Here is a 17,811-nt window from a genome sequence, read left to right on the forward strand (position 1 = left end):
ATCATGTCGAATCGAGCGGCGGCTGCCGGAGTCGGTCTTGCACGGGTGATGGCACATTGTGGGGGCAGCCCCACGGCAGCCGTGCACTACATAGCTGGCGCTATCGCCGCCGCGCCCGAGGACCTGGAACCTTACGCGGTGCTCGCTGAACTGTGGGAGGAACAGCGGGCGGCCCTGGCCGAGGTCTTTCAAGGCGCTAGCTCCCTGAGGACGGTGCTGGCGCAGTCGTACGTCAGCTTCCTCGAGAACGACATGGACGGCGCGGTGATGGCGATCGGTTCGATCACGGGCGCGCGGCCCACGATTGCCTGGGCCAACGCCCCTTGGTTCAGCGATGCACAGTTCCTGGAGAGAGTGACTGCCAACGCGCTGGCCGAGGCCGCCATGCGGACGATGGAGTACGGCCATGCTCTGGACACCCTCAGCACGCGGGAGGGGCTCCGTCCCTGGTTCGATGCGATCGACGTGGTCTGTACCCGCGAGCCGGTGCCTGAGGCGATGGCCAAGATGGCGATCTTCCTGCGGGCCTGCGGTCTCACCGATGCGTCGTTCGGCCTGTGCGACCGGGCGGATTCCATTGAGCGGATCATGTTGACGGAAGTCGTGCGGGCGGGGACCTGGCGCAAGTCGGGGGATCCTGGTCAGACCGCGGCGGCGTTCGAGCGCGCTCTTGCCCTGGACCCAACGAACTGGTCGCTGTATCTCGACCTCGCCGACCTACGTGCCGAACAGGGCGACTTCTCCACCGCGGTCCAGCTCATCGGTCAGGGGCTGGAGCACGAGCCGACCGAAGTAACGCTTCGTGCTGCAGGGGCTGCCTACCGTGCCCGGATCACGGGCTCGCCCGACGACCTGCGCGATCTCATAGGATTGGCGCCGCACCTTCCGAACGACCCGTACCGGAGCCTGCTCATTGATCATGCCTGTGCTGGTCCCGCTCTGCCCGCCGAACTCATCGCCGAAGCTCGCCGCTTCCAGAACACCTAACGCGGGCTCCAGCAATAGCCATGACCATGTCGTCTACCGGCACATCGTCAACATCGCGCAACGCCCCGGCCGCGTTGAGCGCCCGTCACGGTGGTGTGCGCGAGCTGGCCGTATCGCCTCGATGTCTCAGTGGTTCGGACACGTGGCCCTGTCGCGTTACCGTCGCCCGCCGACCAAGGCGCGCAGTTCCGACATTGGATCGAACCGCCCCGCTGGACGTTCCGTCCCTCCGGCCTTGCGACGGTCGAGGCGATACGTGCTTGCTCGGCTCAGTGCCGGCCGGTTGAGGCCCAGCGGTCATGAACGCAAATACGTCGGCTCCCAGAGCAATTGGTGTCCTCTCGCTCAATGTGACCGGCCCGCACCTGTTGCGGGATGAACGAGTCATCACCGAGTTGGCACCCATCGCTGCCCTGGATATGCGCGACGCCCGGTTCTGACCTGCCCACGCACCGAGACCGAGTCGCGGTGCGTTCGCGCGCTCAGACCACCAGTGGTCGACCACCGGGGCGGGTGCGACGCCAAGCCACGGCCAGGAACACGAGCAGACCGAGTAAGGGCGGGGTGCCGATCGTCCAGCTCAGCGGCAGGGGCAGTCCGGGCTCGTCGAGTGCCGAGCCCAGCCACGGCCATTCACGGTCGGTGCCTCGGACCCGACGATGTCGCGGGTCGTCAGCGACCTGGTATGTCTCGTCGCCAGCGAGCCGGTGGCGTGCCGTAGCGGTTCTTGAACGCGCGGCTGAATGCCGCCTCCGACGTGTAGCCGACTCGCTCCGCGATGAGCGCGACCGAAAGGGAGGTGTCGCGGAGCAGGCCGGTGGCGGCATCCAGGCGTACCTGCGCGAGATAGGTGGCCGGCGGCTTCCCAACGCGAGCGGCGAACCGCGCGGCGAACGCCGACCGGGAAAGGTTGCACGTTTGGGCCAGCTCCTCGACTGTCCAATCGTGGCCGGGGTCTCGATGGATAGCGCTCAAGGTCAGACCGATCTGCGGGTCGAATGCACCGGCCAGCCAGTTCGGTTCGACGTCCTTGCCGGCGGCCCAGGCGCGCAGAATCTGGATGAAGATCAGATCGAGGATGCGGGCGATCATGACCGCTGATCCTTGAGAGGGCGATTGCATCTCGATTACGAGCATCCTGCGGGCGACTTCGAGCCCTTCGGGCGCTGGGGCGCGGTCGCCGCCCAGGATGATCACGGCCGGCAGGCTCCCGAGCAGGTGGCTCGCCTGCGGGTCGCCGATCGTGAAGGTTCCGCAGAGCCAGCGCGCCGGCTCGGGTGCGTCGTTCTCTGCTGCGCTTGCCCGCACGATCGCTTGCGTGCGCTTGCCTGCGTTGCTGAGGTGGTGGGGGTCGCCGCGCGGGAGCAGGACGACATCGCCGCGGCCTATGTGCTCGACGTGTGCGTCTCCGTCGATCCGAAGCTCGAGTTCGCCCTCTTCGATGATGTGCAGGCTGCCGACATCGGCGAAGCCCATCGAGAAAGTCCGCGGCGGACCGTACGCAACGATCCGTTCTCCGCTCAGACGCACACTCCGGAGCAACTCCGAGAGCAAGTCGTCCGACTGACTCTCTGCGGAGAGGCTGATCGCGGCGTCCTCGAGCGCTGCCGAACCGGCGAACTTCTGCGGCGATCCGAGCGAATTGGCTTGTGCCGCTGGACGATCGGCAAGTTTTACCGGCGGTTGGGTCATGGTCGCTAACCATTCCTCCAGCTAGTGTCGACAACCGTGAGCGGGAGCGCTCGCTGGTATCAACGGAGACTAACGGAGAGGTCATCTATGACCGAGCATGGCAAGACCACCAAGATCAGCTTTATCTACTCCAACCCCACCGACCCGGACGCCTTCGAGGCGGCTTACCCCGAGCAGCTGACGCTGGCGCGCAAGCTCCCCGGCCTGACTCGGCTGCAGACGTCGAAGGTCTGGCCCAAGGAAGACGGCAGCCCGACCCCGGCCTACCGACTGCTGGACCTGCACTTCGCCGACTACGCGGCGGCCAGCGCCGCCGCCGCAGAGGCGGGTCCCCTTGTCGCCGCTACCCGCGAGCACGCCACCGGAGGCGTAGTGATCGCATTCGCAGAAGTCCTCGAGGACGCCTAGCCTGCGCCGTTCACGGCAATTGAGGCGTCGCCACCTGGGATGCGCGAAAGTTGCTTCTACCTGCAACAATTCGACACTCCCAGCGTTGAATGAGCAGATCGCTTTTGCGTGAGGGAGCCTAAGTGGTATTTGCGGCTGGCCGCGGACGGAAACGCGTCGGGTTCGGTGTCGCAGGCGGGTTCGCTGTTGCTGGTGCGCACCGCGGAGAAGATCGGCCTGGTCACTGGTCTGTCGAAAGCGTTGGCACCGTGGCACAAACCCCTCGCCGCCCACAATCCAGGCAAGATGGTGCTGGATCTGGCGATCGCGGTCGGAGGTGACTGCGCCGCGGATGTGGCGCTGTTGCGCACCCAGCCGGGCATGTTCGGGCCGGTCACATCGGACCCGACCTGTCCCGGCTGGTGGCCGCGTTGGCGGCGGATGCACCGAAAGTATTGTGGTCCCGGCGAACCCGCAGTGATCCTGTTGCGACCCGGTAATTCGTCAACCAGTGCCATACCCGCTGGGTGCAATATTCGCTCGGGTTCACCCTCACCGAAGCTCTCGTCGACTCGGTGAACCTGGTCCCGAACAAGGTGCGGACCCCGGCCTACGACGCCGACGCCCAGGTCCGAAAACGCGCGTGGGTCGCCGAAATCGACAACGCCCGTCATGGGAGCCGAAAACCTCACGGCTGCACCTGTTCTCACTGCCCGGCCGCATCACCCGTCACGCCCGGGGAACACGGTTGCACCTACCCCCGGCCGCGATGCGCTTGGTCGGCAACACTGTTCGCGTCACGACCGATGCGGAGGGACTGCGGCCCCGGGCTCCGCGGAGCAGTACGTTCGGACGGCTTGTTCAGCGACGTCGAATGATGTGGACGCCGAGTCTGTCCAAGATGCTGAACGAGTGTTTAATATGTTGATCATGTGTTCAATGGATGGCAGTCTGCCCGCTGGCAAGAAGATCCGTGTCGACATGAGCGGGGCGCCTCAGACGATGCTCGCGACGTTGTATGCCAAGGCGCTGGACGCCGATGCCGAGAATTCATTGCTGCGCGACACCTGGGCCAGGGATGCGGTCAGCCGTATCGACTACGACTGGCACCGCACTAGCATCACGGCCCGCAACCAATTCGGCGTGACCACGCGCACGGTGCATTTCGACGCCTGGGCGCGGGAATTCCTCGCCCGGCATCAGCGAGCCACCGTGCTGCACCTCGGTTGCGGACTGGACAGCCGCGTATTCCGGCTGGCCCCCGGGCCAGGGGTCGAGTGGTACGACGTCGACTACCCGGAGGTGATCGATCTTCGCGAGAAGCTGTATCCCTCCCGCGAGCATTACCACCGGATACCGGCCTCTGTGACGAGTTCGGATTGGCTGCAGGCCATCGCCGGGGACCAACCGGTGCTGTTGATCGCCGAGGGCCTCACCATGTACCTGACCGAAGCCGAGGGCATCGGCCTCTTCCGCGAAGTGGTTGAGAAATTCCCTTGCGGCGAACTTCAATTCGATGCGTTCAACTCCCTGGGGATCCGGTCCCAGAAGATCAACACCATCGTCCGGCGTTCCGGTTCAACACTGCACTGGGCGATCAACGGCCCCGACGACATAGTCTCCAAGGTTCCTGGCCTACGTCCGCTCGCCGCGATCTCGGTCTTCGATTCCGAGTCGTTCCGCCGCGGTGTTTCCGGCGGCTACCGGTTGATCGGAAAACTGATGTCGCTGGCTCCCGCGGTGCGGATGATGGCTCAGTACCACCGCTATGCATTCTGAATCCACCGGTGCCGGCCTCCCCGGCTCGTATCCCGGGACTTTGCCCGAATGTGCACCAGTTGCTCCGCAGCCGGATGGGATTGGTTGTTTCCGTAGCGATGCAGGGAGGGCTCGGTTCACCTCGGCCTATCGCGCCGGTATGCGCTTGCTCCCGCAGGCTGAGGAAATTCGAACTATTGCCACCTCATTCGGTTACACGACGGCGTACCGGTTCGGGCCGCCCGCCCCGGAGCCCATCCTGTTGTTGTCGGGCCGACAGGCATCCACGCCGATGTGGCGAGCCAATGTCGAGTCCCTGCGTGAGATCGGCACCGTGTGGTCGATCGACAGTATCGGCGAGCCCGGTGCCTCGGCGCAGACGAAGGCGATGAGCAGTCCGTGCGACCAGGCGGCGTGGGTGGACGAGGCGATCGCCCAGCTCGGCGTCGAGCGGGTGCATTTGCTCGGCGTCAGTATCGGCGGATGGCTTGCCGCACAGTGCGCCATCCATCGGCGCGAGCGGCTGGCCTCGACGGTTCTACTGGATCCGGCCATGACCTTCGCTCCGGTGACGTGGAAGATGGTCGCGGTGTCTCTCGGTAGTGTGCTGCCGGGGATGCCGCAGCCGATCCGGCACCGGCTGCTGAGCTGGATTTCCGGTGGAGTGGCAGTCGACGACGACATCCCCGAAGCGCGCCTGATCGCTTCTGGCATGCGCGATTTCCAGCAACATCAGCCGCGTCCTACGCTGGCCTCGGCCGACGACTTGATGGCGATCACGACTCCGGTGCTGGCGATCATCGCAGGCGCCAGTATCGTGCACAACCCCGACCGAGCTGCCAAGCGCGCACGCATGATCCCGACCGCACAAGTCGAGATCTGGCCCGGCCGTTCACATGCGATCAACGGCGAGGCACCCGACGCCCTCACCGCCCGGATCGCGGAATTCCTGGGCTCGAGGTGAGGTGAAGCGAGCACGGCTCCGAACCGCATGAACCCTCCGTGAGATCGTCACGACGCTGCCGCGTGTATGCACGCGTTCAGCGTCTCACGCATCTACCCAGCAACGGCCGAATCCGGAAAGCGCTTGCCCAGCAATCCATTCGAGCCGACTCCGCATATGCGCGACGCCCTGGTTCTGACCTGCCCACGCACCGCGACCCGAACCGGATCGCGGTGCGTTCGCGCGCTCAGACCACCAGCGGTCGACCACCGGGGCGGGTGCGACGCCAGGCCACCGCTAGGAATACGAGCAGACCGAGCAGGGGCAGCGTGCCGATCGTCCAGCTCAGCGGCAGGGGCGGTCCGGGTTGGTCGAGGACCGTCACATTGTCGAGGGTGCCTTCGCCGTGGCCGAGCGGACCGTCGATCGCGAAGGTGAAGGTGTAGGTGCCCGGGGCATCGAAGGCCTTCACGTCCAGGCCCCAGGAATCGCGTTTGCGGGGATGGCGGACCAGCGGCGTGGCGCGGCGGCCCGGTCTGACGGCGGGGCCGGTCAACCGCAGCGTTCCGGACTTATAGGCGATGCCGCCGTCGGGCATGAAGGTGAAGTCCAGCGATTTCATCGCGCGAATCGGCCAGGTCGAGAACCCTACGGTCACACCGTACGGCCCGACCTGGACACGCTCGGTGTGCACGATATCGACCGGCGCGTAGGCGGACGCAGGGGCGACCGCGATCAGGGACAGGGTGATCATGGTCAGCACGGTGACGACGAGTCTGCGCAATACGGGCCCACCCGCCACCCGGCCACCGCCCCTCATCGAATCGCTATGCGATGCAATGCTCATCACGCCTCCCGCACCGCGGGCAGCATGGTGGTGAACCGTCCGCCCAGGAATCCGGCGAGCAGCCCGAGCGGAATGCCGAGGAGGGTGATCGTCACGACGTCGCCGACGGCTATACGCGAGCTGGCATGGGTGAAAGCCAGCTGGAGCGGAAATGTCACACCGATGACCACGCCGGTCACCGCACCGGCCACCAATACGATCTTCCTGGCGTCGAAACCACGGTTGCGGGCCAGCCAGAACAGCGCCTCGACGGCGACGGCCGCGACGATCAGGAACATCGGCATCATGACCGGCAGCTCCGGCGGTCGTCCCGTGAGACCGTCCCGCAGCGGTAGACCAATGGCCGAGGCATAGGTTTGCGCAGCCCAGGGCGAGAACCACCACAGCAACGCCTGCATGGCGCCGAGCGCGGCGGCGATCGCGATGGCGGCGCCCGTGCGCGCCAGCAGCGCCGCGCCGAGGATGAGCAGCATCGGTCCGAACAGCACGATGCCGAGGATCGTCGGATCGGCGGGCAGGTGCAGATTGTTCAATGCGTTGGTGGGAATCGGCGCAAAGGTGATCAGGATGGGAATCGCGACGACGATGCCGAGCTGTCCCCACCGGTGGTCACGATGGGCCGCGAAGACGATGATGCTGCCGATCATCGTCAGCGAGATCGATAGGAACAGCGCGACGTGCGACGGGGTGTTGAGTACCGCGTCGAAGCCGTAGATCGAATGCCATTCCAGATCGAGCAGGCCGTAGAGCAGGAACAATGCGGCGCCAGCACCGGCGATCATATAGCCGAGCGGTGCGGTGAGATTACTGCCGAAGACCCGAATGGGGGTGCCGCCGAGCCGGGGTACGGGCCGACCGGCACGTTGGGCGGCGGTGGCGATGACCACCATGGCGAGGCTGGCGAATCCGGATATGGCACTGCCGGAGTACAGGAACAGATGCGGCAGGGTGAAGAAGGTGTCGGGGCCGACTTCGTTGTGCCACTGGATATCCCAGCTGAGACCGACCAAAGTGACCGCGGTGCCGAGTAATACGCCCCAGGCGCCGATGCGGGCCGCGCTGCCGTTATCGGAGGCGGTGATATCTGCTGCCGGTCCGGCCTCGGCCGCGGTCGCATCGGGTGGTGCTGACGTGCTCATGGCGGTCCTCATCTCTCTCGTGCTCCGACGGTTGTCTTGATCTGCAAGTGCTTTCAGCCACCGACCCACAGCGGTACCGCGAGTTCGTCGACGCTGCCGTGTTCATCGATCGATAGGCGAAGCTCCCATGGGCCGGTCATCATCAGCGGCACCGCCGCGGCGTGGAAACGACCGGCCCCGGCGGGCACCGCCGCAATGGGTTGTCCCGCATGTCCCATCAGCGGCTGGTTCGCCTGAATTCGCACTGCGACATGGTCTTTCGAGGCACCGGCACGGTCGGTGACAGTGATGTCGATATCGGTGCTGCCGATTCGCAGGTTGTCGATGGCGACCGTGACGAGATGGCGCGGGGTACCGGATTTCAGTACGAGCGGGCCAGCGGGACTGGGCCAGACCAGCCAGATGACGGCGGCGAGCACGATAACGACCGCCGCTCCCCCGGCCAGCAGCAGACGGCGATCGGTTGTCCGGACCGCGGATTCGGACCCGCTCATGGCTGTGCTCCCGTCGCGACATCGAGGACGATCGGAACGGTGAGCACTGTGTAGCGCCGTTCGACCTGGATCCAGAGTCGATACCGGCCCGCGAGCGGGAAGGTGTAGGTGAAGGGAACGTCGGGCCCGTATGCGGCGACCGTCTCGTCGGGCGTGCTATCGCCGTTGACGGGTGGCATGAGCATGGTTCCCCGGCTCGCGGCGGGCTCGGTCATATTCATGCCCGGCATATCCATACCCGACATATTCATGCCGGGCATGCTCTCCATCGATGTCGCGCCCATCGAGTGAGCGTGCCCCCAGATGGGCGAGTTCTGCACGGCCGCAGCGATATCCGTATCGGATGGCAGTGGACCCGCCATGATCATGTGCCCGACCATGCCGAGCCACGGCTGCAGGTCGGCACTGTCGCCGAACTCGGCGGTAATGGTGATCGGTGCTCCGGCCACCGGCGTGGTCGTCCTGATCTTGACCGGATTTCCGTCGATAATGGTCGCGGTGTTCTTGTCACTACTACCGAGATGCACCGGGGCACTGACGGATTGCGGTGCCCCAGTACCCGGAAGAACAGTGAAACCGCTTGCCGCACGGACCATCTGAACGCCACCGCCGCGCCGCGCCAACTCCGCCGACACCGCATATCGCCCGGCCTCCGGCGACCGCAGATGAACCTGGTAGCGACCGGGCCCGATCCGAATCGGATGCAGATGCGACAGACCGCCGGACGGTCCGACGACGAGCAGATGCATCAGCGCACTGTCATGGACGAGCAGATCATCGACCGGTGCTCCGGTGGCGGCATCGATCAGAACCAGGTCGAGATCGCCTGGGCGTCCGGCATTCACCGGCCCACCCGCAATGGTCAGCAGGACCGGCGGCCGCGAGAAGTCCGATAGCAACGGCTGATTCAGGGCATAGGGATCGGTGACATTGTCCACCGTGGGCTCGAGCTGTCCACCGGGTTGCGGAGGCAGCGGCAGCGATGAGGACAGCACCGCGGCGGTCACCGATACCGCGATCCCGGCCACCATCCCGGCGGCGGGTAGCAGCGCCCACCCGCTGCGCCGAGCGCGTATCGCGAGCACCGCTGCGACCGGCAGCAGCACACCCGCCACCAGAAATCCGCCATAGACCAACCGTTCGGGTGGCGAGGTCACCTGCGCGGGCACGACGAAGGGAATCCGTGCCACCCGCGCACCGTCGCCGATGGCCAATTCCCATGGCCCGGCCCGATCCATGGGCACAGTCGCCGAATACATTCCGGGTGTGTCGCCGAGATCCACAACCGCCTCGGCGGTGGGCGCGCCGGGCGCGGGCAGTGTCGATCGTGTGGTGGCGCCGGTCGGCGTCACTGCGAGGGTGAGCCGCCCGGCGGTGGTACCGGCATGGGTGACCACATCGACGCGCAATGGCCCCGGCACACTGGTCACCCGGCGCAATACGACCGTGAGCTCCCGATCACCGAGCGACTGTGCAACCGAAACATCCGCACCCGAGGCGGGCGCATCCGCGAACGCCGAACCCACCCCAACTGACACCAACAACGCGCACACCCCTGCGACAAGCAGAGCGCGACCGCGAACAACACCGGCAACAACAGCCACGCCCGCCATGGTAGGGATGCGCACCCACGAGAACATCACCCCGGGTGGGGATTTCGTCTCCCCCGCCGGAGTGATGCCACCCTGGCCGACCATCCGGATAATCCCTGAACTCATCCGCGCCGGAACCGCTGGCCCGCCACCCGCTGATTCAACAAGACCAGCAGGGCGATGCGTGGCCGCGCTGTGCGCCCGGGGTGCCCATGTCCCGCGCGGCCACCTCACCGAGGTCGCGGGTGCCCTGGCCACCGCGGCAATGCAGACGGCGCACGAGGTGCTGGCCGCGCGCGGCGAATGGACCACCAACGAGAAGCGCCTGCTGCAGCGGGCGGAGCGGCGTGGCATCGACACCACCGTAGCCGGACTGCGCCCGGAGCCCGCCGCCCTCGCGGAGGCGATCGTCGAGGCCGAGACGTTGTTCCGTACCGCGCTCGATGCGTCATTCGAATCTGTGTGATCAAAACTCACCGACCGTGAACGGGGTGGCGCAATCGCCATTCCGGCACGCATCCGCCCAGGTCAGGGCGACTGGTGGGCGGCGGAATAACATCCCCTGATTTGGCCGGCCCGCTGGGCGGATCTGGCGGGCTGGCGCGCCAACTATCGTCGCTGTCCATGCAGGTCAGCGAGAGAAAGGTGGCGGAGGTGGGAGCCGAGGCGACGCCCGTGCGACGGTTGCGGGCCGACCAGGCGCGCCGGATAGCCGACGTGCTGCGTCATCAGATCCATGCGGGGGCCTTCGACGAGACACTGCCGAGTGAACAGCAGCTCGCCGCGGAATACGACGCGTCCCGCAATACCGTGCGGGACGCGCTCGCACTGCTCAAGGACGAAGGGTTGATCGATCGGGTGCCGAAGGTGGGCACCCGGGTCGCCCGGCGCAAATACGACCACGGGCTCGACGCGCTGCTCGGGCTACAGGAAACGCTGAAGGGCCACGGCACGGTACGAAACGAGGTGCGTGCGGCCGTGCACATCACCGCGCCGCCCGCGGTCGCGCGCAAGCTGGGGCTGAATCCCGGTGAGCGCGTGGTCTATATCGAGCGACTGCGTTATCTCGCGGATCTGCCGCTGAGCCTGGATCTCACCTATCTCGCACCCGATATCGGCACCGAGGTCCTCGGTCACGATCTCGAGACCAATGACATCTTCGTGCTCATCGAACAGATCAGCGGCGGACCACTCGGCTCGGCCGATCTCGCGCTGGAAGCGATTACCGCGGATGCGCACACCGCCGCCACCCTGGAGGCGCCCGAGGGCGCCGCGCTGCTGATGCTCGAGCGGCTGACCCGTCTCGATGACGGCAGACCGGTTGATCTGGAGTACATCCGCATGCGCGGAGACCGAATCACCATGCGCGGCAGTCTGATCCGCAGCACATCCGAATGGAAGGTCATCTGATGGCACTGGCGAACCAACGTACCGATATCCCGGTGACCATCGACGAATCCCGGTGCATTCAGGGCTGCACGCTGTGTGTGGAGATCTGCCCGCTCGACTCGCTTGCCATCAACCCGGACAACGGCAAGGCCTTCATGCACGTGGACGAGTGCTGGTACTGCGGCCCGTGTGCGGCCAGATGTCCCACCGGTGCCGTCACCGTCAATATGCCGTATCTGATCCGCTGAAGTATCTGCACCGAATCCGGAAGTCCCCCATGAAGAAACGCCTCGCTCCTCTGCTCTTCGCCGTCGCACTGGCCGTGGCGGGCTGCTCGCTGCAGAGTTCGGACAGCACCCCGGCCGGAACCGTCAAGGTCGTCGTCGGCTACCAGTCCAAGACCATCAATACCGTCACCGCGGGCACCCTGCTGAAGGCGCAGGGCTATCTGGAACAGCGGCTACAGAAGATCACCGACAGCGACGGCGCCAAGTACCAGGTGGAGTGGCAGGACTACGACACCGGCGCACCGATCACCGCGCAGATGCTCGCCGAGAAGATCGATATCGGCTCGATGGGCGACTATCCGTTACTGATCAACGGATCTCGCACCCGGGCCAATGATCGGGCCGAGACGGCGCTGGTATCGGTGACCGGATACAACCCGAAGGGCGCGCTCAATATGGTTGTGGTGCCCCAGGATTCGACCGCGAACACAATCGGCGAACTGGCGGGGCAGAAGATTTCGGCCAGCGTCGGCTCGGCCGGACACGGCACCCTGGTGCAGGCACTCTCGCGGGTGGGCGTCGATCCGGCCAAGGGCGTCGAGGTGCTCAACCAGCAGCCGCAGGTCGGTGCCACCGCACTGGAATCGCACCAGGTCGGCGCGCTCGCGCAGTTCGTCGCCTGGCCCGGACTGCTGGTCTTCCAGAACAAAGCGAAATTGCTCTACGACGGTGCGGAATTGGGCGTGCCCACCTTCCACGGCGTAGTCGCGCGGCGCTCCTACACCGCCGATCATCCCGAGGTGCTGCAGGCCTTCCTCGCCGCCCAGCTCGATGCCACGAAGTTCCTGAACGACAAGCCGTTCGAAGCCGCCAAGATCGTCGCCGACGGTTCCGGATTGCCGCAGGAGGTCGTGTACCTCTACAACGGGCCCGGCGGAACGTCTTTCGATACCACGCTCAAGCCCGGTTTGATCGATGCGTTCAAAGGCGATGTGCAGTACCTGAAGTCGATCGGCGACTTCGCCGAACTCGATATCGATAAGTTCGTCGATCCCGCGCCGCTGCGCAGAGCCTTCGCCGACAACGGCGTGGGCGACTACGACCAGGCGGTGGCGTCCGCCGTCAACCCCAGCCGCGTCACCGGTACCGACCCGGTCTGCGCGCGTCCGGTGAGCAATGCCACGCAGGCCGGTGAGCTCTGGCTCGACAGCGCCGAGCCACAGCCCGCCGCGGATCCGACCTGCCTGCTGCGCGCGGTCCAGGCGGCCAAGGCACAGGGCAAAGCGAATGCACATCTCCGAAATCGGTTTGTGCGGTGGACATTCCGCATCCGGCGTCTGGGTCGACGAACATGCGCGAACCACCGTGCCGGGCCTCTACGCGGCGGGCGATCTGGCCTGTGTACCGCACAACTACATGATCGGGGCGTTCGTCTTCGGTGATCTGGCGGGCGGGCATGCCGCATCCACCTTGTCCGAAGTCGATGCCCCGGACGACCTTCCGCAATCGCAGCTGGCCGAGGCGCACGAACTGATCTACCGCCCGCTGCGCCAGCCGGATGGCCCGCCGCAACCCCAGGTCGAATATAAGTTGCGCCGATTCGTGAACGACTATGTGGCGCCGCCGAAAACGGCCGCGAAGCTGTCCATTGCGGTCGAGACTTTCGAGCGGATGCGCGGTGAGATCGCCGAAATCGGCGCCCGCACACCGCATGAGCTCATGCGCGCGGTCGAGGTCTCCTTCATTCGCGACTGCGCCGAAATGGCGGCACGCAGCTCGCTGACCCGCACCGAATCCCGCTGGGGGCTCTACCACGAACGCGCCGATCTGCCGCAACGCGATGACGTCGAGTGGCGCTATCACCTGAACCTGCGCAAGGGCTCCGACGGCGCGATGGAATTCCGCAAGCGCCCGGTGGCGCCGTATCTGGTACCGGTGCCCGGCCTCGACGATTTGCCCTCGGCCGATTCGACCGTGGTCCCGGTTCGGCAACCCGATCTCATCGGTGGCCGCGCACCGGCCGCCGCACCACGCACCGTGCGCACATCGACGACGCCGCCGTCACCCCGGCTGGTCACCCTGCTCGCCCTGGATTCGCCTACGGTGCAAGACCTTTCGACCTACCTCGCCGATCCGGACGCGGGTGTTCGAGTGGCGGCACTTTCGGTGCTGACCGAGAACACCCCCGAGGGTTTTGCTCCGATTCTCATCGGTGCACTAGATGACACCGCGGCATCCGTCCGCGCGGCCGCCGCGGCGAGTCTGCGCGAACTCGTGGAGGTGCTGCCCGATTGGCACGGCCTAGCCGACCGACTCGACTCCCCCGATCCGGTGGTCCGCGCGACCGTCGTCGATCTGCTGCGGGCCCGGCGATCCGGATCGGCCGCGCAATTCGTCGCGGCACTGACCGATTCCGATCACCGGGTGCGCATCGAAGCGGTGCGAGCGCTGGTATCCCTCGATGACCGGCAGGCCGTCTCCGCGGCGGCCACCGATGAGAACCGTGAGGTCCGCATCGCCGTCGCATACGGATTGTCGACGATCGGCGGTCACGGTGCGAGCACCGCACGCGAACTCGCCGAGGATCCGGATCCGCTCGTGCGCGCCGCCGCACTGGCAGCCTTCGCGAATCTCGTTGTCACAGCAGATGATGCGAAACTGCTCGCCGATGCGCTCGGACACTCCGCATGGCAGGTCCGGGTCGGCGCGGCCCGTGGTCTCGCGGGCGCGGACCCGGATTTCGCGGTCACCCCACTGTCGGACGCCCTGCGCGATCCACACCTCGACGTGCGCAAGGCGGCGGTATTGTCGCTGGCCACCTGGCCACAGAACGGGGCAGCACATGACGCACTGAAGCTGGCGATCGATGACACCGACGCCGATGTGCGCGCCTACGCGCGCCGAGCGTTGGACACTGCGCACCCGTTGTCGTAGCCGCACACCAGGTGTGCCGCCTACCGGAGGTGCGGCACTGCGCCGCCAGCCCAGGGAGCTTCTCGACGGTTCGACATTCGGCGATCCACATCAGAAGCCGCGGAACACGCCATCCGCGTCGACATTGGTGGAGAAGTCCTCGAAGTCCATGTTCGCCAGCGACAGGTTGTTCTCTACCGCCGCCATCTCGCTCGGCACCACGCGGAAGGTCTGAAAGCCCACCACGTCTGTGTTCCCCCGACTCGTATCCACGACGAGAATCGGATGTTCGGGATCGGTGACCGTTCGCTTGTCGACCAGGAAGAGATAGTAGGGCGGTGGCGCAGGCAGAAGGCTCTCCAACTTCTCCACCGTGAGCGCTTCGAAGCGACGGTCGTCGACCGGTGTAATGCCCGCGTACGCGAGTATCCCGCCACCGAGATCCCACGGCTGCAGCGCCGCGTTCACAGTTTCGGCCCACGCGGCATCGTCAGCGAAATCGGTTCTGATGAACAAGGATTCGCCGTCCGGCAGCCGCATCACGTCGTCCTCTCCGGCCGAGATCGGTCTCGTATCGCCCACACACATGGCCAACACGATCACGGCCAACGCAGTCACCCCCACCGGACCGAACCTCATGAGCTGCAAGCCTACCCACATCCAGAGCCTGGCTACGCTGCAGATCGTCTTGGGCGGCTGTGCACTCTCCCAAGGAGTCACGGATCACCGCGGCCCGGTCAATTGTGACCAAGCTGCACGCGAGGCAAGGTTCCCAGTCGAAATCGGTTTATGCGCAGCGGAATTGGAAGCTTGCGACCGGTGTCGCGCCGGGTGCCACGTCGACCTGAACGTAGGCAATGCTCGCCAGCTCACAGCCGGAGGGAACGGAGGTGACCTGCGCCTGGTAACAGCCGTTCGGGAAGTTCTGCGTCACCGTTCCGTCGCGGCCGGTCGTCAAGGTGGCCAGCACCGGTCCGGCGGAGCACGTGGTGATGCCGACCGCGACGCCCGTGACCGGTATCTGATCGGTGCCGGTGGTCGCCTGCACCTTCAGCGGACCGTCGCCGGGTGCCCGAGCACCCGCCGCGCCGACAGGCAACATCGCCACCAGGGCGGCACCGAGTACGGACGTGAGGAGCAGCGTGTTGCGCAAGCGGGTCTCCTTCGGTGGGTGTGAGCGGATCCGGGCGATCGGCCCTGTGCCACCGTATTGCAAACCGACCGGCACGGCCACGACCCGCGACCGCCTGTCGTCGCACGGTCGCGCCACGGGTCAGGCGGGATCGGCGATAACCACGATGCCGCTCGGCGCGTCCACCAGCGAAACCGTTCGCGCGGCAGCATCATCCACGTGCACGCGCGGATGGGTCGGCAGCTCGGCTTCGTAATACGTACCCGGACCATAGAATTGGCCGTACTTCACGACCACACCGCCGATATCGAGCACCGCGGCCTCGTGCGCCTCGATCACCGCGCCGCGACCGGCGGGCGGCTCCCACGCGATGCTCTGAGCGAGAAAACGCTTCGCGCCCGCGGCCTGGGCGGCGGCAATCAGATTGCGGGTGCCTTCGCCCCGGATGCGCGCATTCGCACCGGCAAGTTCCGGCAGCAGCGCCGCATCGTCGGGAAGGTCGGTGAGCTGGTGCATCACCAGGTCGGGACGGCAGGCGACGACCGCGGCGGTGAGCGCGTCGAGGTCGTACACATCGCAGACGACCGGTTCCGCACCGGCGGCACGCACCTGGTCGGCCTTGGCTGCCGACCGGGTCATCCCCGCCACCTCATGTCCGGCCTCGATCAGCAAGGGCAGCAATCGGGTTCCGATGACGCCGGTCGCACCGGCCAGAAAGATCCGCACCCGTCCACCCTAATTCCCGGATCGAGCGGTCCATCTGCGGGAGTACCGCATAGCTGGTCGTATGCTCTAGAGCCAGCGGTAGCGAGGGAGATGGAGGGTCCATGGCGGATCGGGAAGTGCTGAGCTGGGAATTGTTCGGGACGGCGAGCCGCGAACTCGCGACCGAAATCGCCAAGGACGGGTTCGAACCGGATCTGATCCTCTCGATCGCGCGCGGCGGCCTGTTCGTCGCGGGCGCGCTCGGCTACGCATTGGATGTGAAGAACCTGCACGTGATGAACGTCGAGTTCTACACCGGCATCGATCAGCGCCTCGACCTGCCCGTCATGCTGCCGCCGGTCCCACAGGCGGTCGATCTGGCCGGTGCGACGGTCCTGATCGCCGACGATGTGGCCGATACCGGCGCGACCCTGAAGCTCGTGCGCGACTTCTGCATCGACCACGTCGCCGAGGTCCGCTGCGCGGTCATCTATCAGAAACCGCATTCGGAGGTCGACTGCGAATACGTCTGGCGTCGCACCGACCGCTGGATCAACTTCCCCTGGTCCACCGAACCGCCGGTCGTGGATCGTCAGGCCCGCATTCTGGATGCCTGATCAGGCAGACACTTCGGAGCGTCCGGACGAGCACCCCGGGTCGAGCTACTTGTCGGACCGCTCGGCCGTGGCGGCGTCGAGGCGTGCGCCGAGTGCGTTGACCTGGTCACGCAGTTCGACCAGGCGCGCGATCGGATAGCCGACCTCGGCAATGACCGCCTCGATCATCTGCTTCGCCCGGGGCCGCAGCGCACGTCCGGCGTCGGTGGCGCGCAGTTCGACGGCACGGCGGTCGTGGCTGCTGCGCACGCTCTCCACCAGACCGTGCGCCTGTAGCCGCTGGATGAGCGGGGAGACCGTACCGTAGTCCAGGCGCAGCTGTTCGCCGAGTTCCTTCATGGTCATCGCGGGGCGTTCCCACAAAGCCAGTAGGGCCAGATACTGCGGATAGGTCACCCCCATGGCCTCGAGGAACGGCCGGTACGCCGCGGTCATCGATCGGGAGGTGGAGTACAGGGCAAAACACAGCTGCGATGCGAGCGAGAGCAGGTCGGTATCGGTTCCCCCGGTTGCGGTGGCACCGTCGGGAGTCGTGGCCGCCTCGACACGCACCACTGGTGTGGGATGCGCTTTTTCGGGCATTAGGACACTGTATCCCAGCGAAATCGCTCCAGGATTTGTGCTGTTACGGGGTAACGACACGGGAAGCGAGCAGTTCCGACGACACCCGATCTTCTGACACCTGTTCTACCGAGCACGGCTGAGCGGACCGCGCCGCTGCATCGTGGCGGCCGGGACCGTCCGGTCCGTATGGCCCCGGTGCCGCAGCTGCAGTGGCGGCGCGGGATCCACCGGGTCGACGTCAGCGGTCGAGTCTTGGTGCAGGATGTGCTGTCGCGGTTGGGGTGGACGCCGCACACCGCGCTCGGCTGGAGGATCTATTCGGACATGCTGGTGGTCGGCCCCGGCGGCGGGCCGGATCGGCGGGGCTCCATCGCCCCCGCCATTTCGCTGCCCGGTTCCGATACGCCGGCGCGCCCGTGCGGGCA

The 17,811-nt window shown here is 66.2% G+C and carries 20 protein-coding genes and 1 pseudogene; 12 read left to right on the top strand and 9 right to left on the bottom strand.

Annotated elements, in window-relative coordinates; translation table 11 throughout:
• The first annotated feature begins 138 nt into the window (after positions 1-138).
• Complete coding sequence (locus tag ABZW16_RS04250; protein WP_354952020.1) at positions 139-987, top strand: tetratricopeptide repeat protein; 849 nt, start codon at positions 139-141, stop codon at positions 985-987.
• A 299-nt stretch (positions 988-1,286) separates the two neighbouring features.
• The gene (locus ABZW16_RS04255; protein WP_354952022.1) at positions 1,287-1,427 is read left to right on the top strand and encodes a hypothetical protein; all 141 of its coding nucleotides are present in this window, start codon (positions 1,287-1,289) and stop codon (positions 1,425-1,427) included.
• Positions 1,428-1,659: 232 nt separating this feature from the next.
• Here ABZW16_RS04255 and ABZW16_RS04260 read toward each other — a convergent pair whose 3' ends face one another.
• Positions 1,660-2,679 (bottom strand): AraC family transcriptional regulator, encoded by a 1,020-nt coding sequence (locus tag ABZW16_RS04260; protein WP_354952024.1) that lies wholly within the window; start codon positions 2,677-2,679, stop codon positions 1,660-1,662.
• Positions 2,680-2,766: 87 nt separating this feature from the next.
• Here ABZW16_RS04260 and ABZW16_RS04265 point away from each other — a divergent pair, with 87 nt between their 5' ends.
• The 4 genes and pseudogenes from ABZW16_RS04265 to ABZW16_RS04280 all read left to right on the top strand — a co-directional run bounded on the left by ABZW16_RS04265 (position 2,767) and on the right by ABZW16_RS04280 (position 5,788).
• Positions 2,767-3,087, top strand: coding sequence for an EthD family reductase (locus ABZW16_RS04265; protein ID WP_354952026.1), 321 nt, complete (start codon positions 2,767-2,769; stop codon positions 3,085-3,087).
• Positions 3,088-3,195: 108 nt separating this feature from the next.
• Positions 3,196-3,506, top strand: a pseudogene (locus tag ABZW16_RS04270) (transposase); the annotation flags it as partial.
• Positions 3,507-4,017: 511 nt separating this feature from the next.
• A complete protein-coding gene (locus tag ABZW16_RS04275) occupies positions 4,018-4,845 on the top strand; it encodes a class I SAM-dependent methyltransferase (RefSeq protein ID WP_354952082.1) in 828 nt (275 codons plus the stop codon).
• 139 nt (positions 4,846-4,984) lie between these two features.
• Positions 4,985-5,788 (top strand): alpha/beta hydrolase, encoded by an 804-nt coding sequence (locus tag ABZW16_RS04280; RefSeq protein ID WP_354952028.1) that lies wholly within the window; start codon positions 4,985-4,987, stop codon positions 5,786-5,788.
• 226 nt (positions 5,789-6,014) lie between these two features.
• On the opposite strand, the gene ABZW16_RS04285 is transcribed toward ABZW16_RS04280, so the two are convergent.
• The 4 genes from ABZW16_RS04285 to ABZW16_RS04300 all read right to left on the bottom strand — a co-directional run bounded on the left by ABZW16_RS04285 (position 6,015) and on the right by ABZW16_RS04300 (position 9,851).
• Positions 6,015-6,551: a hypothetical protein gene (locus tag ABZW16_RS04285; protein WP_354952084.1), complete on the bottom strand. Its 537-nt coding sequence runs from the start codon at positions 6,549-6,551 to the stop codon at positions 6,015-6,017.
• Positions 6,552-6,613: 62 nt separating this feature from the next.
• Positions 6,614-7,753: a hypothetical protein gene (locus tag ABZW16_RS04290; RefSeq protein ID WP_354952030.1), complete on the bottom strand. Its 1,140-nt coding sequence runs from the start codon at positions 7,751-7,753 to the stop codon at positions 6,614-6,616.
• Positions 7,754-7,806: 53 nt separating this feature from the next.
• Positions 7,807-8,247: a hypothetical protein gene (locus ABZW16_RS04295; RefSeq protein WP_354952032.1), complete on the bottom strand. Its 441-nt coding sequence runs from the start codon at positions 8,245-8,247 to the stop codon at positions 7,807-7,809.
• Positions 8,244-9,851, bottom strand: a complete 1,608-nt coding sequence (locus tag ABZW16_RS04300; RefSeq protein ID WP_354952034.1) for a hypothetical protein — start codon at positions 9,849-9,851, stop codon at positions 8,244-8,246. The genes ABZW16_RS04295 and ABZW16_RS04300 overlap by 4 nt, the downstream gene beginning before the upstream one ends.
• A 16-nt stretch (positions 9,852-9,867) precedes the next feature.
• Between ABZW16_RS04300 and ABZW16_RS04305 the strand changes: the two genes are divergently transcribed.
• The 5 genes from ABZW16_RS04305 (at position 9,868) to ABZW16_RS04325 (ending at position 14,389) form a co-directional block, all read left to right on the top strand.
• Entirely contained in the window at positions 9,868-10,305 is a 438-nt protein-coding gene (locus ABZW16_RS04305; RefSeq protein ID WP_354952036.1) for a hypothetical protein, read from the top strand.
• A gap of 158 nt (positions 10,306-10,463) precedes the next feature.
• Positions 10,464-11,249 carry a GntR family transcriptional regulator gene (locus ABZW16_RS04310; RefSeq protein WP_354952038.1) on the top strand — a complete coding sequence of 262 codons (786 nt, stop codon included), beginning with the start codon at positions 10,464-10,466 and terminating at the stop codon, positions 11,247-11,249.
• Entirely contained in the window at positions 11,249-11,476 is a 228-nt protein-coding gene (locus tag ABZW16_RS04315) for a ferredoxin family protein (protein WP_354952040.1), read from the top strand. The genes ABZW16_RS04310 and ABZW16_RS04315 overlap by 1 nt, the downstream gene beginning before the upstream one ends.
• 29 nt (positions 11,477-11,505) lie before the next feature.
• Complete coding sequence (locus ABZW16_RS04320; RefSeq protein ID WP_354952042.1) at positions 11,506-12,897, top strand: ABC transporter substrate-binding protein; 1,392 nt, start codon at positions 11,506-11,508, stop codon at positions 12,895-12,897.
• Positions 12,872-14,389, top strand: a complete 1,518-nt coding sequence (locus tag ABZW16_RS04325) for a HEAT repeat domain-containing protein (protein WP_354952086.1) — start codon at positions 12,872-12,874, stop codon at positions 14,387-14,389. Before ABZW16_RS04320 ends, ABZW16_RS04325 begins: the two co-directional genes overlap by 26 nt.
• Positions 14,390-14,479: 90 nt before the next feature.
• On the opposite strand, the gene ABZW16_RS04330 is transcribed toward ABZW16_RS04325, so the two are convergent.
• The 3 genes from ABZW16_RS04330 to ABZW16_RS04340 all read right to left on the bottom strand — a co-directional run bounded on the left by ABZW16_RS04330 (position 14,480) and on the right by ABZW16_RS04340 (position 16,226).
• The gene (locus ABZW16_RS04330) at positions 14,480-15,007 is read right to left on the bottom strand and encodes a hypothetical protein (RefSeq protein ID WP_354952044.1); all 528 of its coding nucleotides are present in this window, start codon (positions 15,005-15,007) and stop codon (positions 14,480-14,482) included.
• Between the two features lie 148 nt (positions 15,008-15,155).
• Complete coding sequence (locus ABZW16_RS04335) at positions 15,156-15,521, bottom strand: hypothetical protein (protein WP_354952046.1); 366 nt, start codon at positions 15,519-15,521, stop codon at positions 15,156-15,158.
• A gap of 120 nt (positions 15,522-15,641) precedes the next feature.
• Positions 15,642-16,226: an NAD(P)H-binding protein gene (locus tag ABZW16_RS04340; protein ID WP_354952048.1), complete on the bottom strand. Its 585-nt coding sequence runs from the start codon at positions 16,224-16,226 to the stop codon at positions 15,642-15,644.
• Between the two features lie 101 nt (positions 16,227-16,327).
• Between ABZW16_RS04340 and ABZW16_RS04345 the strand changes: the two genes are divergently transcribed.
• Positions 16,328-16,822, top strand: coding sequence for a phosphoribosyltransferase (locus tag ABZW16_RS04345; protein WP_354952050.1), 495 nt, complete (start codon positions 16,328-16,330; stop codon positions 16,820-16,822).
• Between the two features lie 45 nt (positions 16,823-16,867).
• Here the strand turns inward: ABZW16_RS04345 and ABZW16_RS04350 are convergent, their stop codons facing one another.
• Complete coding sequence (locus tag ABZW16_RS04350) at positions 16,868-17,404, bottom strand: MarR family transcriptional regulator (RefSeq protein WP_354952052.1); 537 nt, start codon at positions 17,402-17,404, stop codon at positions 16,868-16,870.
• Positions 17,405-17,811 lie beyond the last annotated feature (407 nt).

It is taken from the genome of Nocardia sp. NPDC004604, assembly GCF_040609795.1.
In the GTDB taxonomy this organism is placed as follows: Bacteria; Actinomycetota; Actinomycetes; order Mycobacteriales; family Mycobacteriaceae; genus Nocardia.

Bases quoted from the DNA above. Each gene is read 5' to 3' on its own strand.
- ABZW16_RS04325 (WP_354952086.1), top strand. From the start codon at position 12,872: ATGATCGGGGCGTTCGTCTTCGGTGATCTGGCGGGCGGGCATGCCGCA.
- ABZW16_RS04350 (WP_354952052.1), bottom strand. From the start codon at position 17,404: ATGCCCGAAAAAGCGCATCCCACACCAGTGGTGCGTGTCGAGGCGGCC.
- ABZW16_RS04255 (WP_354952022.1), top strand. From the start codon at position 1,287: ATGAACGCAAATACGTCGGCTCCCAGAGCAATTGGTGTCCTCTCGCTC.
- ABZW16_RS04315 (WP_354952040.1), top strand. From the start codon at position 11,249: ATGGCACTGGCGAACCAACGTACCGATATCCCGGTGACCATCGACGAA.
- ABZW16_RS04260 (WP_354952024.1), bottom strand. From the start codon at position 2,679: ATGACCCAACCGCCGGTAAAACTTGCCGATCGTCCAGCGGCACAAGCC.
- ABZW16_RS04295 (WP_354952032.1), bottom strand. From the start codon at position 8,247: ATGAGCGGGTCCGAATCCGCGGTCCGGACAACCGATCGCCGTCTGCTG.
- ABZW16_RS04310 (WP_354952038.1), top strand. From the start codon at position 10,464: ATGCAGGTCAGCGAGAGAAAGGTGGCGGAGGTGGGAGCCGAGGCGACG.
- ABZW16_RS04330 (WP_354952044.1), bottom strand. From the start codon at position 15,007: ATGAGGTTCGGTCCGGTGGGGGTGACTGCGTTGGCCGTGATCGTGTTG.
- ABZW16_RS04320 (WP_354952042.1), top strand. From the start codon at position 11,506: ATGAAGAAACGCCTCGCTCCTCTGCTCTTCGCCGTCGCACTGGCCGTG.
- ABZW16_RS04265 (WP_354952026.1), top strand. From the start codon at position 2,767: ATGACCGAGCATGGCAAGACCACCAAGATCAGCTTTATCTACTCCAAC.
- ABZW16_RS04280 (WP_354952028.1), top strand. From the start codon at position 4,985: ATGCGCTTGCTCCCGCAGGCTGAGGAAATTCGAACTATTGCCACCTCA.
- ABZW16_RS04305 (WP_354952036.1), top strand. From the start codon at position 9,868: ATGCGCACCCACGAGAACATCACCCCGGGTGGGGATTTCGTCTCCCCC.
- ABZW16_RS04345 (WP_354952050.1), top strand. From the start codon at position 16,328: ATGGCGGATCGGGAAGTGCTGAGCTGGGAATTGTTCGGGACGGCGAGC.
- ABZW16_RS04290 (WP_354952030.1), bottom strand. From the start codon at position 7,753: ATGAGCACGTCAGCACCACCCGATGCGACCGCGGCCGAGGCCGGACCG.